The 15,091-nt window shown below is 67.8% G+C and carries 18 protein-coding genes; 8 read left to right on the top strand and 10 right to left on the bottom strand.

Going from position 1 to position 15,091, the window contains the following annotated elements; all coding sequences use genetic code 11:
* Nucleotides 1-24 precede the first annotated feature (24 nt).
* Genes MWN33_RS17135 through MWN33_RS17110 form a run of 6 tightly spaced genes read right to left on the bottom strand, consistent with a single transcriptional unit; the run spans nt 25 to nt 5,350 of the window.
* Nucleotides 25-1,566: a UxaA family hydrolase gene (locus MWN33_RS17135; RefSeq protein WP_247202258.1), complete on the bottom strand. Its 1,542-nt coding sequence runs from the start codon at nt 1,564-1,566 to the stop codon at nt 25-27.
* On the bottom strand, nt 1,559-2,404 hold the full coding sequence (locus tag MWN33_RS17130) for a fumarylacetoacetate hydrolase family protein (protein WP_247202257.1): 846 nt from the start codon (nt 2,402-2,404) through the stop codon (nt 1,559-1,561). Before MWN33_RS17130 ends, MWN33_RS17135 begins: the two co-directional genes overlap by 8 nt.
* A gap of 34 nt (nt 2,405-2,438) precedes the next feature.
* Nucleotides 2,439-2,867, bottom strand: coding sequence for an RbsD/FucU family protein (locus tag MWN33_RS17125; protein WP_247202256.1), 429 nt, complete (start codon nt 2,865-2,867; stop codon nt 2,439-2,441).
* 28 nt (nt 2,868-2,895) lie between these two features.
* A complete protein-coding gene (locus MWN33_RS17120; RefSeq protein ID WP_247202255.1) occupies nt 2,896-3,477 on the bottom strand; it encodes a DUF1349 domain-containing protein in 582 nt (193 codons plus the stop codon).
* The gene (locus MWN33_RS17115) at nt 3,474-4,367 is read right to left on the bottom strand and encodes an amidohydrolase family protein (protein ID WP_247202254.1); all 894 of its coding nucleotides are present in this window, start codon (nt 4,365-4,367) and stop codon (nt 3,474-3,476) included. The genes MWN33_RS17120 and MWN33_RS17115 overlap by 4 nt, the downstream gene beginning before the upstream one ends.
* Nucleotides 4,364-5,350 (bottom strand): aldo/keto reductase, encoded by a 987-nt coding sequence (locus tag MWN33_RS17110; protein ID WP_247202253.1) that lies wholly within the window; start codon nt 5,348-5,350, stop codon nt 4,364-4,366. The genes MWN33_RS17115 and MWN33_RS17110 overlap by 4 nt, the downstream gene beginning before the upstream one ends.
* A 188-nt stretch (nt 5,351-5,538) precedes the next feature.
* Between MWN33_RS17110 and MWN33_RS17105 the strand changes: the two genes are divergently transcribed.
* From MWN33_RS17105 to MWN33_RS17080, 6 genes are read left to right on the top strand one after another with little or no spacing between them, the layout of a single operon-like run.
* Nucleotides 5,539-6,483 carry an aminotransferase class IV gene (locus tag MWN33_RS17105; RefSeq protein WP_247202252.1) on the top strand — a complete coding sequence of 315 codons (945 nt, stop codon included), beginning with the start codon at nt 5,539-5,541 and terminating at the stop codon, nt 6,481-6,483.
* A 36-nt stretch (nt 6,484-6,519) separates the two neighbouring features.
* The gene (locus tag MWN33_RS17100) at nt 6,520-7,563 is read left to right on the top strand and encodes an ABC transporter substrate-binding protein (RefSeq protein ID WP_247202251.1); all 1,044 of its coding nucleotides are present in this window, start codon (nt 6,520-6,522) and stop codon (nt 7,561-7,563) included.
* A gap of 32 nt (nt 7,564-7,595) precedes the next feature.
* Nucleotides 7,596-8,672, top strand: a complete 1,077-nt coding sequence (locus MWN33_RS17095) for an ABC transporter ATP-binding protein (protein ID WP_247202250.1) — start codon at nt 7,596-7,598, stop codon at nt 8,670-8,672.
* 8 nt (nt 8,673-8,680) lie between these two features.
* On the top strand, nt 8,681-9,589 hold the full coding sequence (locus tag MWN33_RS17090; protein WP_247202249.1) for an ABC transporter permease: 909 nt from the start codon (nt 8,681-8,683) through the stop codon (nt 9,587-9,589).
* A complete protein-coding gene (locus MWN33_RS17085; RefSeq protein WP_247202248.1) occupies nt 9,586-10,380 on the top strand; it encodes an ABC transporter permease in 795 nt (264 codons plus the stop codon). Before MWN33_RS17090 ends, MWN33_RS17085 begins: the two co-directional genes overlap by 4 nt.
* A gap of 39 nt (nt 10,381-10,419) precedes the next feature.
* Complete coding sequence (locus MWN33_RS17080; protein ID WP_247202247.1) at nt 10,420-11,148, top strand: helix-turn-helix domain-containing protein; 729 nt, start codon at nt 10,420-10,422, stop codon at nt 11,146-11,148.
* A gap of 62 nt (nt 11,149-11,210) precedes the next feature.
* On the opposite strand, the gene MWN33_RS17075 is transcribed toward MWN33_RS17080, so the two are convergent.
* The 4 genes from MWN33_RS17075 to MWN33_RS17060 all read right to left on the bottom strand — a co-directional run bounded on the left by MWN33_RS17075 (nt 11,211) and on the right by MWN33_RS17060 (nt 13,693).
* Nucleotides 11,211-11,720, bottom strand: a complete 510-nt coding sequence (locus MWN33_RS17075; RefSeq protein ID WP_247202246.1) for a DoxX family protein — start codon at nt 11,718-11,720, stop codon at nt 11,211-11,213.
* Nucleotides 11,717-12,466 carry an HvfC/BufC N-terminal domain-containing protein gene (locus MWN33_RS17070; protein ID WP_247202245.1) on the bottom strand — a complete coding sequence of 250 codons (750 nt, stop codon included), beginning with the start codon at nt 12,464-12,466 and terminating at the stop codon, nt 11,717-11,719. Before MWN33_RS17070 ends, MWN33_RS17075 begins: the two co-directional genes overlap by 4 nt.
* Nucleotides 12,467-12,469: 3 nt before the next feature.
* The gene (bufB, locus tag MWN33_RS17065; RefSeq protein WP_247202244.1) at nt 12,470-13,321 is read right to left on the bottom strand and encodes an MNIO family bufferin maturase; all 852 of its coding nucleotides are present in this window, start codon (nt 13,319-13,321) and stop codon (nt 12,470-12,472) included.
* Nucleotides 13,322-13,396: 75 nt separating this feature from the next.
* Nucleotides 13,397-13,693 carry a BufA1 family periplasmic bufferin-type metallophore gene (locus tag MWN33_RS17060; protein WP_247202243.1) on the bottom strand — a complete coding sequence of 99 codons (297 nt, stop codon included), beginning with the start codon at nt 13,691-13,693 and terminating at the stop codon, nt 13,397-13,399.
* A gap of 200 nt (nt 13,694-13,893) precedes the next feature.
* Between MWN33_RS17060 and MWN33_RS17055 the strand changes: the two genes are divergently transcribed.
* Both MWN33_RS17055 and MWN33_RS17050 read left to right on the top strand, forming a co-directional pair.
* Entirely contained in the window at nt 13,894-14,442 is a 549-nt protein-coding gene (locus tag MWN33_RS17055; RefSeq protein ID WP_247202242.1) for a sigma-70 family RNA polymerase sigma factor, read from the top strand.
* 13 nt (nt 14,443-14,455) lie between these two features.
* Nucleotides 14,456-15,091 carry an NrsF family protein gene (locus MWN33_RS17050; RefSeq protein WP_247202241.1) on the top strand — a complete coding sequence of 212 codons (636 nt, stop codon included), beginning with the start codon at nt 14,456-14,458 and terminating at the stop codon, nt 15,089-15,091.

The following is a 15,091-nucleotide window of genomic DNA, read 5'->3' as shown; positions in this document are numbered from 1 at the left end:
TGGAGGCCGCCGCGCCCTCCGCGCTCACATCGTCGCGCCGATCTGCCAGGGCACGAATTCGTGGTCGCCATAGCCCAGCTGTTCGGATTTCGTGCGGCGCCCCGAGGCGACGTCCAGTATGTGCTCGAAGATCTGGCGGCCTTTGTCCTCGATCGGGACGCCGTCGAGAATATCGCCGCAATTGATATCCATGTCCTCGACCATGCGCTCATACATCGGCGTGTTGGTGGCGAGCTTGATCGTCGGCGTCGGCTTGGAACCGAAGGCGGAGCCCCGTCCGGTGGTGAAGGCCAGCACATTGGCCCCGCCGGCGATCTGGCCGGTCGCGGCGACCGGGTCGAAACCCGGCGTGTCCATGAAGACCAGCCCCTTCGCCCTGACGGGCTCGGCATAACGGTACACCTCCGCGAGGGCAGAGAAGCCCCCCTTGGCGGCGGCACCCAGCGATTTCTCGAGAATGGTGGTCAGCCCGCCCGCCTTGTTGCCGGGAGAGGGGTTGTTGTTCATCACGCCGCGGTTGCGCGCGGCGTAGTCCTCCCACCAGTGGATCAGCTCGACCAGGCGCTCGCCGACGGCGCGGCTCGCGGCGCGGCGCGTGAGCAGGTGTTCGGCGCCGTAGATTTCCGGCGTCTCGGACAGGATCGCCGTGCCGCCATGGGCGACGAGCAGGTCTGCCGCGGCACCGAGCGCGGGATTGGCGGTGATGCCGGAATAGCCGTCCGACCCGCCGCATTGCAGGGCGAGCACCAGCTCTGAGGCCGGCACGGTCTCGCGCCGCGCCTCGTTGGCGAAAGGCAGCATGTTGCGGATCGCGGCGACGCCGGCCTCGACGGTCCGGCGCGTGCCGCCCGTCTGCTGGATCGTCAGGCTGCGGAAGCGCTCGCTTTCGGCGATGCCATAAGCTTGCTTCCAGCGGTCGATCTGGAACGCCTCGCAGCCCAGCCCGACCATGATCACGGCCGCCATGTTGGGGTTGGTGGCATAGCCCCACTGCGTCCGCTTCAAGACCTCGAAGCCTTCGCCTTCCGTGTCGATGGCGCAGCCGGTGCCGTGGACCAGCGGCACCACCCCGTCGATATTCGGGAAGTCGGCGAGCACACCCGAGCGCATGATCTCCTCGGCCATAAAGCGCGCCGCCGTCGCCGAGCAGTTCACCGAACTCAATATGCCGACATAGTTGCGGGTACCCACCCGCCCGTCGGCCCGGCGAAACCCCTCGAAGGTCGCGGGCGCTTCGGCCCGGAGCGAGGGGAGGCGGCCGGCGTCCTCCGCGAAACGGTAGTCGCGCTCGAAATCCTTCAGGCCGATATTGTGCTCGTGCAGCCATTCGCCGGGGGACACCGCGCTCAAGGCGAAGCCGATGACCTGGCCGATTTTTATCACCGGCGCGCCAGCGTCGATTGGCGCGAGCGCCATTTTGTGGCCACGCGGGATTCGCTCCACGGCGGCGACGCCATGAACCGCGACGCCGCGCTCGATCGCATCGACGGCCACCGCCAGATTGTCGTGGGGATCGAGCCGAACGCTGCGCGGCGCCACCTTTGCGGCCAGACCCTGCTCACCCATGGCCGATGACCTGCTGGCGCTGGGCGCCGAGCCCGTCAATGCCCAGTTCGACGCGATCTCCCGGCTTCAGATAGCGCGGCGGCCTGTGCCCCATGCCGACGCCCGGCGGCGTGCCGGTGGTTATGACGTCACCGGGCAGCAGCCGCATGAAGCGCGAGACATAGGACACGAGGAAATGCAGCGGGAAGATCATGGTCGCGGTCGAGCCCGTCTGCATGCGCGCGCCATTGACGTCGAGCCACATGGCGAGGTTCTGCACGTCGCCGAGTTCGTCCGGCGTCACCAGCCACGGGCCGAGCGGACCGAAGCCCGGCGCGCTCTTGCCCTTGGTCCACTGCCCGCCGCGTTCGTTCTGGAACGCGCGTTCCGAGACGTCGTGGCAGATGCAGTAGCCGGCGATTACGGTGGGCGCCGCCGATTCCGGAATGTCGTAGGCCGTCTCGCCGATGACGATGGCGATCTCCACTTCCCAGTCGAGCTTGGTCGATCCCGGCGGAACCGGAATCGGATCGTCCGGGCCGGCAATCGAGGATGCCGCCTTGTTGAACAGCACCGGCTCGTCGGGGATCGGCAAACCGCTTTCGCGGGCATGGTCGGCATAATTAAGCCCGACCGCGATGAAGTTGCCGACACCGGCAACGCAGGGGCCGAGCCGCACGGGGTCCGCCACAAGCGGCAGCGTGGCGGGATCGAGCCGCCTCAGCGCCTCGAGGCCGGATTGCGACAGGGCCTTGCCGGAGATGTCCGGAACGATGGCGGAGAGGTCTCTCACGCGGCCCTCGCCGTCGAGCAGGCCGGGGCGCTCTTCTCCGGACGGGCCGTAACGCAGCAGTTTCACGTCGGTGTCTCCAAATGCCCCGCCGCCGGCCGCCTCAGGCGACCGTTCCCTTGCGGATGATGACGTTGCCGTAGAACAGCCGTTCGCCGGTGGCGATCACGGCGAAAGCCTGCCGGGCGCGCTCGTAGAAGGCGTAGCGTTCGATCCGCCTGAGCCGGACCGCGCCGCCCGTCACCTCGCCGAGTATCGCCTCGATCTCGCCGTGCGCCGGCATGAGGGTGTCCGGCTCGCCGATGACCTCCATGCCGAGCACCGGGTCGGGCTCGGATTCGTCGATCGGCAACACGCTCAGCACGGCGCGCAGCATGCGCGGCATGTCGCTCGCCTCCATGCGCACCAGCCGGCGCGCCACCGTCTCGGCGGGAAAGCTGCCATCGGCGATGACGAGTTCGTCGCCGTGCCCCATGGCGCGGAGCGCGTGCAGGATGTCGGGGTTCAGTATGGGGTCGATGCCGATCAGCATGGTGTCCGCCCTCGTTGTGTGGCTGTTTTCACGAGAGATCGTGCAGGTCGCGCTCGGTCGGCGGCAGGATGCGGAACTCCGAGAAGGCGACGTCGAGCCCGCCGCGCTCCGGCGTGCAGGCCATCGGGCCGACGTGATAGGCCGGCGCCACCGGGAACGGCGCCAGGCGCAGCAGCGGCCATGTCGTGCCATCGGTCGAGAACTGCACCCGCAGCGCGCCGCCCTTCACGGTGAGGCGGAGCCGAACGTCGGCGGCATCCCCGTCCAGCCGCGTCACCGACCAGTCTGAGCGGCCGTCAGTGACCACGACGCTGAGGCAATGATGACCGTCGTTGAACTCGATCCCGGCCTTGACCCAGCGCGTCTCGTCGAGACGCAGCATTAGGCCGGCCTGGTCGTACAGCGAGCGGTAATCGGCCTGGACGCGAACCTCGGCGGTGAAGGCCTCGCCGGTCGGCAGGCCGAGGAAATGGCCGTTGTCGCGGACGAAGCCGTAATGGGTCTCCCGCCAGAAGTCGGTCGACGCGTCCGTGGTGAGGTGAAGCGTGTCCCCCTCGAAGGACCATTTCGCAGGCTCGTTGAGCCATTGGCCGGCGGCAAGATCGGTCATGGTGTCTCCGTGTGGCAAAGGCCGAACAGGGGTTCGAGGCGATAGGCGTCAATCGCATTGCGGGCGAACAGGCGGCTCTCGGCCTCCGGATCGTCGGGGAAGCATCGTGCGGCGATATCCTTGACCGCGCCATAGTCGGCGGCGAGCGTCGCGACCGGCCAGTCGGAGCCGAAGATCAGCCGCCGGTCGCCGAAGGCGCGGCGCGCGAGGGCGATGTAAGGGTCGAACGTCGCCGGCGACCGGTCGGCCCAATCGGCCTCGGTGACGAGGCCGGAGACCTTGCACCAGACACGGTCGAACGCCGCGATCTCCTCGAAACGCTCCGCCCATTGCGCATCGAAGCCGCGCGCGATGGGCGGCTTGGCCATGTGATCGAGCATGAAATGCGCTTCGGGGAAACGGCGCACGCAAGCGATCGCCGACGGCAGTTCGCGGGTGCGCACCAAGAGGTCGAACGTGAGCCCGGCCGCGAAGACCGCCTCCAGTCCGCCCAGCACGCCTGGGCGGCTCAGCCAGCCCGGATCGGGCTCGTCATGGACGTTGTGTCGAATGCCGACCAGATGCTCGCCGCCGGGCAGGTCGCGCAGCCGCGCGATCTCGCGGGCGACATCGCGCGCTTCGAGGTCGACCCAGCCGACGACGCCGGCGACGAAGGGCGTCGCGGCGGCGATGCGGAGAAACTCCTCAGTCTCTGCCGCATCGTGGCGACACTGCACGAGGATGGTGGCGTCGACGCCGGAGGCCGCGAGCAGCGGTGCGAGATCGCCGGGCCCGTAAGGCCGACGCAGCGGGGCCATGGAATCGCCGGCCATCCACGGATAGGCCGCGCGCGACGGGTCCCAGAAGTGCTGATGGGCGTCGATGACGAAAGGCCGGTCCGTGTCGCTCATGGTGTGGGCGCCGCCGGATCGATCAGCGCGCGCTCGCGCAATTCTTGCCACAGCGCGGGCGGGATCGGATGGCGGAAGAGCGCCTCGTTCTCGACGATCTCGGCCTCGTTGCGGGCGCCGGTGAGGATGGAGGCGACCGCCGGATGCGCGGCGGGGAACTGGATCGCCGCCGCCTTCAGCGGTACGTCGTGGCGCCGGCACACTTCATCGAGTTCCAGCGCGCGGGCGATGAGCGCCGGGTCGGCATCGGCATAGTTGAACTTGGCCCCGGCGGTCGGGTTCGCCAATATCCCGCTATTATAGACACCGCCGATGATGACGCCGATGCCCTGCTGCTCGCACAGCGGCAGGAAATCGGCCAGCGCGCCCTGCTCCAGAAGCGTGTAGCGGCCGGCCAGCAGGAAGCAGTCGAAGCGCCCGGCGCGGGCGAAGTCGGCGAGCATCTCGCTCTGGTTCATGCCGGCGCCGACGGCGGCGATGGCGCCCTCGCTGCGCAGCCGGTCGAGCGCCCGGTAGGCCCCGGCGACGGCCTCGTCATAATGGTCGTCGGGATCGTGGATGTGCAGCACGTCGATGCGGCCGGTGCCCAGCCGCTCCAGGCTTTCCTCGAAAGAGCGCATCACGCCGTCATAGCTGAAGTCGAACACCGGCCGCTCCGGCGGCGTTGCCTTGTAATAGGCATCCTCGCCCACCGCCTCCGCCGGCCGGCGCAGCAGCCGGCCCACCTTGGTGCAGAGCACGTAGCTGTCGCGCGGCTTGGCCGAGAGGAAGCTGCCCAGCCGGCGCTCGGAGAGCCCGTTGCCATATTGCGGGGCGGTGTCGAAGAAGCGCAGGCCGAGGTCCCACGCCTTGGCGATCGTCGCCTCGGCGGCCTCGTCGCTCACCGGCTGGTAGAGCCCGCCGAGCGGCGCGGTGCCGAGCCCCAGTGTCGTGGTGCGGAGCCCGGTCGAACCGAGCGGCGCTGTTTCCGTGGCGAGGGGCATGCGTGTTCCCGTGGATCGCGTTGCGGATGGTGAGGCAGATGTCGCCGTCTATTGCCGATATGTCAAACAATTTTTCGTATATGAAATTTATGTTGCCAATCGGATATCGGCTTGGCATCATCCTGACCTGCAAGGCGCCTCAAGCTCCGCCTCAACGCCGCCTGAAACCCGCGCAGGACATTCGACGCATGACCTCCGACGCTGATGACTTCTCCCTAGGCGCCGCCTTCGTCGAAGGCCGCTATGTGCCCGCGAGGGAAGCCCGGGTCTCGCTCCTCGACTGGGGCTTCACCCGTTCGGACGTGACCTATGACGTCGTCCATGTCCGCGAGGGCGGCTTCTTCCGGCTGGACGACCATCTCGACCGGTTCGAGCGCTCTCTGGCCGGCTTCCGTCTGACGCCCCCCTACAACCGCGCCGAGATCGCGGCGATCCTCGATCGCTGCGTGGCGCTCACCGGCCTGCGCGACGCCTATGTCGCCATGATCTGCACCCGTGGCCGTCCTCGGGTCTTCGGGTCGCGCCGGCCGGCGGACTGCGACAACCTCTTCAGCGCCTACGCCATTCCCTGGATCGACGTCATACCGTTGGACGTCCAGGCGCGCGGCGCGCGTCTGCACATCGCCTCGGTGCCGCGCATTCCGGCCGCCTCGGTCGACCCCACCATGAAGAACTATCACTGGGGCGACCTGACGCGCGGCCTGTTCGAGGCGCACGATGCCGGGGCCGACACCGCCGTGCTGCTCGACGCCGAGGGCTTCGTCACCGAAGGGCCGGGCTTCAACGTGTTCATGGTGCGCGGCGGCGAGGTGCTTACCCCGGATCGCGGCGCGCTGGAGGGCATCACCCGCCGCTCGGTGCTGGAGCTGTGCGCGATGACCGGGGTGCCCGCCCGCATCGCGCCGCTGCGCCGCGAGGACCTGATGCAGGCGGACGAGATGTTCTGCACCACGACCGCGGGCGGCGTGATGCCGGTCTCGCGCGTCGATGGGCACATCATGAGCAACGATGCCCCCGGGCCGCTGAGCCTCCGGCTGAAGGAGCTCTACTGGCAGAAGCATGCCGAGGGCTGGCACCGCACCGACGTGAATTATGCCGGCGCAGAAACAGTGCCTGCGTCTCCGGCCGCGTGAACGGACAATCCGAGAACAATCCAGAGGACGACTTCCATGCACAGACGCGATTTCATGACCGGCGTCACCGCCGGTCTTGCCGGCCTGCTTTTGTCCAGCGCCACCCTGCCCGCGACGGCTGCCCCCAAGGAACTGCGTGTTCTCACCTGGGAGGGCTATGCCGACGAGCCGTGGGTCAAAGCCTTCGAGGCCAAGACCGGGGCGAAGGTGAAGATCACCTATACCGGCAGCGTCGACGAGATCTTCGCCAAGATGACCGCCTCGAAGGGCGAGGATTTCGACGTCATCGCCATCGAGACCTCCTCCTACAAGCGCCTCACGCAGGAAAAGCTGATCCAGCCGGTAGACCTGACCAAGGTGCCGAACGCGAAGAACCTGCTGCCGGCGTTCCGCGAGGTCTCCGCCATCGTGTTCGACGGCAAGCCCTACGCCGTTCCGTTCGCCTGGGGGTCCATCCCGCTGATCTACGACAAGAAGGCCTTCCCGCAGCCCCCCGCGAGCTGGAGCGTGCTGTGGGATGACAAGTACAAGGGCCGCATCATCGCCATGGACGACGCCAACAACGCGATCGTCACCACGGCACTGCTGCTCGGCTACAAGGATCCGTTCAACCTGACGGACGCGCAGTTCGCCGAGATCAAGGCCAAGCTGCTCGACCAGAAGCGCTATGTCTCGACCTATTATGCCGGCTTCGACGACGGCGTCAGCATCTTCGCCCAGGGCGGCGTCGACCTGATGATGTCGATGGGCGAACCGCAGGCGCCGATGCTGCAGAAGAAGGGCGTCGATGTCGGCCTGACCATTCCGAAGGAGGGCGCCATTGGCTGGATCGACTGCTGGGCGATCAGCGCCGGGGCGCGCGATCCTGCCCTTGCCCTGGCGTTCATCGATTTCATGCTGGAGAAGCAGGTGGGAACCTACATCAGCGAGAAGACCGGCTACGGCAACACCACCAATGCCGACGCCAACGCGGCCATCGGCCTGACCTATGCCGACAAGCTGGTGTTCCTGCAGGCGCCCGAGAATTTCGCCCGGCGCATCGATCTGTGGAACGAGATCAAGGCGACGCCGGTCGAATGATCGGCGCCCCCAGCACCGGAGCAGATGCCGGCATGAGCTTCCGCAATCTCATCCATCTTGCCGGGGTCGGCAAATCCTATGGCGCGGTGAACGTTCTGAAGCCGGTCGACCTGACGATCGGCGACGGCGAGTTCCTCACCATCCTCGGGCCCTCGGGCTCCGGCAAGACCACCATCCTGCGCATGCTCGGCGGCTTCACGCCGCCGAGCACCGGCCGCATCCTGCTCGATGGCGTCGACATCACCGACATGCCGATCTTCGAGCGGCCGTTCAACACCGTGTTCCAGGACTACGCGCTCTTCCCCCATATGAGCGTGGCGAAGAACGTGGGCTACGGGCTGAAGATGCGCCGGCGTCCGCGCGCGGAAATCGATGCCAAGGTCGCCGATGTGCTCGCCATGGTCGAACTGTCCGACAAGGCCGGCCGCTATCCGGCCGAGCTCAGCGGCGGGCAGCGCCAGCGCGTCGCCCTTGCCCGCGCCATCGTCTGCGAGCCCAAGGTGGTGCTGCTCGACGAGCCGCTCGGCGCACTCGACGCCGAGCTGCGCCGTTCGATGCAGGACTTCCTGAAAGCCCTGCAGCGCCGCATCCGCACCACCTTCGTCTTCATCACCCATGATCAGGAGGAGGCGATCTCCATGTCGGATCGCATCGTGGTCATGGATCACGGCAAGGTCGAGCAGGTCGGCACGCCGAAGGACATCTACTATCGCCCGCAAAGCGAATTCGTGGCGAAGTTCTTCGGCGAGAACAACATATTGCCGGCGCGGCTGACCGCCGGCGCCGATCCGGCTATCGAGAGCCCGCTCGGCGGACACGCCCTGCACGGCGCGGCGCCCGCCGGCACCTGCTCGGTCGCCATCCGGCCGGAGAGCTTCAGCCTCGGCGAGGCCGCCAACACAGCCGCCGGACAGCGTTCGATGGTCGGGCGGCTGGAGAGCCTCACCTTTCTCGGCGCCACGACCCAGCTGGTGGTGCGCCTGGGCGACGGCTCGCCGCACACCGTCAAGGTGCGACTGCCGACGCCGGATCTGGGCGAGGGTGTCGGGATCGGCGAGGCGGTGTCGCTGCGCTGGTCGACCGCCGATGTCAGCGTCCTGAACGCGTGAGGCGCTCCATGACCGATCTCTCGCTCGCCGCCTCCGGCGCCGATCCGGCGATCGCCGGGGCGCGCGCCCCGCATCGACGGTGGCTGCGCCGGACCGCGCTCCGGCTGGCGGTCTATGGCGTGCCGGCGCTGCTGATACTGGTGCCGCTGGCGACCTTCCTTGTCTACAGCTTCTGGACGACGGTCGACGGCCGGGTGGTGCAGAGTTTCACCCTGGCGAACTACGTCGATTTTCTCGCCAAGCCGGTCTATCGCGGCGTCTTCACCGGCACCCTGTGGCTCGCCAGCATCGTGGCGACCACCAGCCTGATCTTCGGCTATATCATCGCCTATCTCGTGTGGCGGCTGGAAGGCCGGCTGCGCTACTTCCTGCTGCTGCTCAGCGTGATCCCGCTGGCGATGAACTACATCGTCAAGATCTACGCGATGCGCAACATCCTCGGCTATAACGGCTCCCTGAACTGGCTGCTGGTGCATGCCGGCCTTATCGAGGCGCCGAGCAAGCTGTTCATCTTCAACCAGACCGCGGTGATGATCACCATGGCGGTGATCTATCTGCCCTATGCCATCCTGCCGATCTTCCTGTCGCTGGAGCGCGTCTCGCCATCCTTGCTGGCGGCTTCCGCCGATCTCGGCGGCCGGCCGGGCCAGACCTTCCGCAACGTGGTGCTGCCGCTCAGCCTTCCCGGCTCGATCGTCGGCGCGCTCTTCGTCATGGTGCTGGCGCTGGGCGACTACCTCACCCCGCAAATGGTCGGCGGCAATCAGGGCTTCACCTTCGGCCGCGCCATCTGGAGCCAGTTCGGCATGGCCTTCAACTGGCCGTTCGGCGCCGCGCTTGCCGTGGTGCTGCTGCTCTCCGTCGTGCTCATCATTCTGGTCGCCGCCGCCATCTCCCGCCATGCGAGGGTGAAATGACAGCCGCCGAGCGCATCACCATCACGCTGCTGTGGGCGGTCGGCGCCCTCGTCTTCGTGATGCTCTACGGCCCCGCCTTCATGGTGGTGGTGCTGTCGTTCTTCGACATCAGCCGCGACGGCATCGACTGGGGCAGCTTCGGCTTCCAGTGGTACGCCCGGCTCGGCGACAATCCGCAAATGCTGGCGGCGCTCGGCAACACGCTGCTGGTCGGCGCCTGCGCCGTGGTGCTCGCCACCGCGCTGGCGCTCGGCCTCGCCTATTATATGAAGACCGGGATCCGCCGTGGCCGGCCCCTGCTGGAATTCGTGATTTTCCTGCCGTTCGTCCTGCCGGCTATCATCACCGGCATCTCGCTGCTCGTCGCGTTCCGCGAGCTGGGACTGGAACGCAGCCTGATCACCGTCACTATCGGCCACGTCGTGCTGATCCTCGCCATCATCTACCGGATGGTGATGATCCGGCTGGAAAGCCTTGAGGACAGCCAGATCGAGGCCTCGCTTGATCTCGGAGCCAATGGCTGGCAGACCTTCCTGCACGTGGTGCTGCCGCAGCTGCGTTCGGCTCTCGTCACCAGCGGCCTGCTCGCCTTCACCTTGTCGTTCGACGAGACACTGGTGACGTTCTTTCTGGTCGGCGGTGAACCGACCCTGCCGATCAGGCTTTGGGCGATGATGCGGGTGGGCTTCACGCCGGAGGTGAACGCCCTCGTCTCCATCGTTCTCCTTGTGACAATCACACTTGCCGTTCTCGGTGCCATGTCGCTTAAGGAGACGATGGCGCGCAGATGATCGCTCTTCTCAGGCAACCGCATATCAGTAGGACGTGACGTGGCAGATCAGGACCCTCCGACCGCCAGTGAAGCTCCGGAACTCGGCAAGTTGCTGCGCGACCGCCGCGCGCATCACAACTGGACGCTTGCGGATGTGAGTTCGATGACCGGCATCTCCACTTCGACGCTGTCGAAGATCGAGAACGGCCTGCTGTCGCCCACATTCGACAAGATCCTGCAACTGAGCCGGGGTCTTGGCGTCGAGATCGCCGACCTGTTCGATCCGCCCGCAACGGCCAAGAATGCCCCGGCCTTCGTCGTGGCGCGCCGCAGTGTCAGCCGGCACTATGACGGGCAGCAGCTGGACACCAAATATTACACCTACCGCTACCTCTGCTCGGACGTCGCCCACAAGCGCATCATTCCGATTTACGTCGAGATCCGCGCCAAGACTCTCGAAGAAGCCGGTGAGATGACCTCCCACGTGGGCGAGGAATTCGTTCACGTGCTGAAGGGCGGCATCATGCTCTATACGGAATACTATGAACCCATCGAGCTCGCGGCCGGCGACAGCGTTTATCTCGACAGCACCATGAAGCATGCCTACGTCTCACTGACCGATGCGCCCAGCGAGATCATGATCACCTGTTCCAGCGCGACGCCGAACCTTGCCCAGACGCTGCGCGAGATCATCAAGGACAAGATACTGGCGGAAGGCGGGAAGGCTGCGGCGCTGCCGGAGCCCGCCGGCCAATCCCAGAAGAAGCCCCGGACGCCCCGGCGCTGACGCCGAGCGCGACCAACGGGATTGTGCTTCCTGCGCCCGACGACCGTTCACATCCCGACCGTTCACCGGGCCGGACGCAACCAAAGTCGCTCGATGAGCGCATCGACGGACAGAAGGCCCGGCCCGCGCGCGATCAGCAACAGGAAGCAGGTCGCCCACACGCCATGGGTCGGCCAGGCATCGGGATAGACGAAAATCTCGATCACCAGCGTCATCGCGAGCAAGGCGGCGGCGGAGAGGCGCGTGGCGAGGCCGAGCACCAGCAATACCGGGAAGAAATGCTCGGCGAAGGCGGCGAGATGCGCGGCGAGCCACGGATCGACCAGCGGCAGCCGGTATTCCTCCTGAAACAGCGCCACCGCGCCGTCGGTGACCCGCCAGCCCTCCACCTTGGTCTGACCGGACTGCCAGAAGACGGCGGCCGGGAAGAGGCGGGCGCAGAATGTCAGCACCGACATCGGGATGGCGTCGAGCCGCTCGCGCAGCCGCAGCAGCGACGCAACGAGGCCGGAGCCGGGGAAATCCGCCGGTCCGGCGGCGTTGGAGGGTCGGGTGGCCATATGCGGGGTCATGTCAAAGACTCCTCCGGGAGGTGAATTTGGATCGCAAGCGCGCCGCCGATGAGGTCGAGGAGCGCGGCGGTGGGGTTGAAGGCCGGATCGGCGGCACTGGCCGAGGTCGCGGCGTCGCCAAGCGGGGCGTCGGCTGCGAGCGCGGCGAGGAAGGCGGCGGTGCCGACCGGGAGCGGGCGCATCACCACGTCGAGATGCGGCCGGTCGATCAGCACCGCCTGCGGCGTCCATTCCGTCACGTCGCCCGCCCCGCTCGCAGCGGCAAGGATGTCCCATACCGGGTGGATCGAGCGGACGACCGTCGCGGCCGGGTGCAGCGTGATACGCAGCCGCTCCAGCGCGTCCGGGGGCAGGGCGGCGAAGACGGATGCGTCGAGACGCGCCAGATCGGCCGCGTGATAGGCCCGCGTGCGTGCCGCCTCGATGCGGGCGATGTCGGCGAGATAGGGCAGATCGGCGGCGGGCTCGAAGCCGGCGAGGAATCCCGGAAGCTCGTCGCCGAACCCCGCCAGCACGGGCGAGGCCGGCGGATGGCTGCGGATGAAGTCGCGCGCCATGGCGCCGAAGAATTCCTCGCCGACCAACGAGCGCACGGCGGGAAACCGCGTCTCCAGCGCCCGGATCAGGCCCACCGCGACATTGTTGCGGTAGACCGCGAAGCGGCGTTCGGACGGCCCGGCCAGCCCTGCCGGCGGCCGCCGTTCCGGCGCGGTGAGGCCGGCGGCGAAGATGGCGAATCCGCTCATGGCTCAGGCCGCCCGGCTGCGGAGGTGGCGGGCCAGTACCGTTCCGGCGCGCGCGGCTTCGGCCCGCAGGATCGGCCATTCCGGTACGTCATTGTCCCATTCGATCAGGCTCGGCAGAGGCCCGGTGCGGGCGATCACCTCGACGAACAAAGTCCACACCGGGTCGGCGACGGGGCTGCCATGGGCGTCGATCAGCAGCGGCGCGCCGGTCTCGTCGGCGTCCTCGTCATGGCCGCCGAGGTGAATTTCGCCGACCGCCTCGAAGGGGAAGTCGGCGAGGTAGGCCCGTGCATCGGTCCCGTGGTTCACGGCCGAGACGAAAACGTTGTTCACGTCGAGCAGCAGACCGCAGCCGGTGCGGGCGACCAGCGCGCCAAGGAAGTCGACCTCACGGATCGTGCTTTCCGCGAAGCGCACATAGGTCGACGGGTTCTCCAGCAGCATGCGCCGGCCGAGCGTGTCCTGGACGCGCGAGATGTGGCCGGCGACCCGCGCCAGCGTTTCCCGGGTGTAGGGCAGCGGCAGCAGGTCGTTGAAGAAGGCTCCCTCATGCGTCGACCAGGCGAGATGCTCGGAAAAACTCTCCGGCCGGTAGCGGTCGATCAGCCGGCGCAGGCGGGCGAGATGGGCGGCATCGAGCGTCTCGCCACCGATGGAGAGGCCGACGCCGTGAACGGAGAGGGCGAAGCGCTCGCGCAGCATGGCGAGCTGGGCGTGCGGCCTTCCGCCGTCGCCCATGTAGTTCTCGGCATGGATCTCGACGAAGGAGAGGGGGCTCGCCTCATCCGCGAGGATGGCGTCGAAGTGCTCGGGCTTGAAGCCGACGCCGGGGCCGGCGGGAAGCGTGGCGGGCATGGAAACCTCCTTGGCGGGGGGAGGGCGCCGAGGGGCGCCCTCCCTTGGTCCGGGCCTCAGCCCGGTGGCGCGATCTCACATGGGCTGCAGGTGGCCCATGCCCTTCGGGGTCTTGATGGTCTCGCAGGTGCCCTTGGCGACGTATTTCCACGCCTTGGCGTCGTAATTGACCTTCGAGGTGCCGGCGCAGGTGGTGCCCGCGCCTGCGGCGCAGTCGTTCTGGCCGGCCATCGAGATGCCGTAGCACTTGTCCATGGTCGGCTGCGGCGCCACGGGGCCGGCGGCGGCGCTGGCGACCATGCCGAGGGCGGCGGCGAGCGAACCGGCAAGGGTGGCCGCGGCGAGGGTGTTCTTGCTGAAGGTCGTGGTCATCGGGGGATTTCCTCTATGAAGGGTCTGTCCGGTGCCGGGGCGTTCGAGCCCAACCGGCGCCATCTCCTTCTTCGGAGGCACCCGCCATTGCGTTACGGCGGCGAGCGACGAAATATGCGGCCGTAAGAATTCGCTTCGGTCGCTTCACCCGGTGTAACACCGGGCCCCCGGCTGACGAATTGACCTTCGGGAACGTGCGGATGGACGAGCGCGAGCGGCGCTGGGCGCAGTTGATGCAAGGCGCACTCGCCGGCGACAGCGCTGCCTATGAGCGGCTGCTGCGCGAGATCGCGCCGGCGCTACGTCTCGTGGTGCAGCGCCGTCTGGCGCGCCTTGGCGCGCCGACGGCGGAGTGTGAGGACATCGTGCAGGAGACGCTGCTCGCGGTTCACCTCAAGCGCCAGAGCTGGCGGTCGGGCGATCCGCTCGGCCCGTGGCTCTGGACCATCGCGCGCAACAAGATGATCGACCATCTGCGGCGGCGCGGTCGGCGGGTCGAGGTGTCGGTGGAGGATTTCGCCGAGGTGCTGGCGGCGCCCGAGGAGCGGCCCGGCACCGAGGCGGCGGAGGTCGAGAAGCATCTCGCCCTGCTGCCGGAAAAGCAGCGCGATGTGCTGCGGGCCGTAGCGGTGGAGGGGAGCTCCATCGGCGAAACCGCAGATCGCATGCAGATGACGCAGGGCGCCGTGCGCGTCTCCCTGCACCGGGCCTTCGCCAGCCTTTCGGCCCGGCTGAGAAACGACGGATGAGGGACGAGCGGGCGTGAAGACGGACGATCTGATACGCGGCCTTGCGGCCGATGCCCGCCCCACGCGGGGGCTGGGGACGGGGCTTGCCCTGGGGCTGGCCGTCGGCCTCGCCGGGGCGTTGGCCCTGTTCGCGCTCATATTGGCGCCGCGCGCCGGCATGCCGGGCCTCCTCGTCGAGCCGCGCATTCTCCTCAAATTCGCGGTCACGCTCTCGCTTGCCGCTGCCGCCGGACTGACCGCGCTGCGTCTGGTGCGGCCGGGCGCCCGAGTGGGGGAGGGAGCCTGGCTGCTTCTGCTGCCGCTGGCGGTGCTTGCGGCGGGCGTCGTGGCGCAACTCCTCGTCACACCGCCCGAGAGCTGGATGCCGGGGCTTATGGGCCATTATGCGCTCTACTGCGCGACGCTGGTGCCGCTGCTGTCGGCGCCGCTGCTCGGGGCGGTGCTGCTGGCGCTGCGGCGGGGCGCGCCCTCCCATCCTGCGCTCGCCGGCGCCGCCGCCGGACTTCTGGCCGGCGGGCTCGGCGCGGCGCTTTATGCCCTGCACTGCATCGACGATTCGCCGCTCTTCGTGCTGGCCTGGTACGGTATCGCCATCGCCATCGTCACCGCCGCAGGCGCGCTGATCGGGAGGCGCCTGCTGGCGTGGTGA

The organism is Ancylobacter koreensis (genome assembly GCF_023016525.1).
Classification (GTDB): Bacteria; Pseudomonadota; Alphaproteobacteria; order Rhizobiales; family Xanthobacteraceae; genus Ancylobacter; species Ancylobacter koreensis.
Note: the sequence above shows the minus strand (reverse complement) of the source record. Positions and strands in the feature narration are given on the sequence as shown.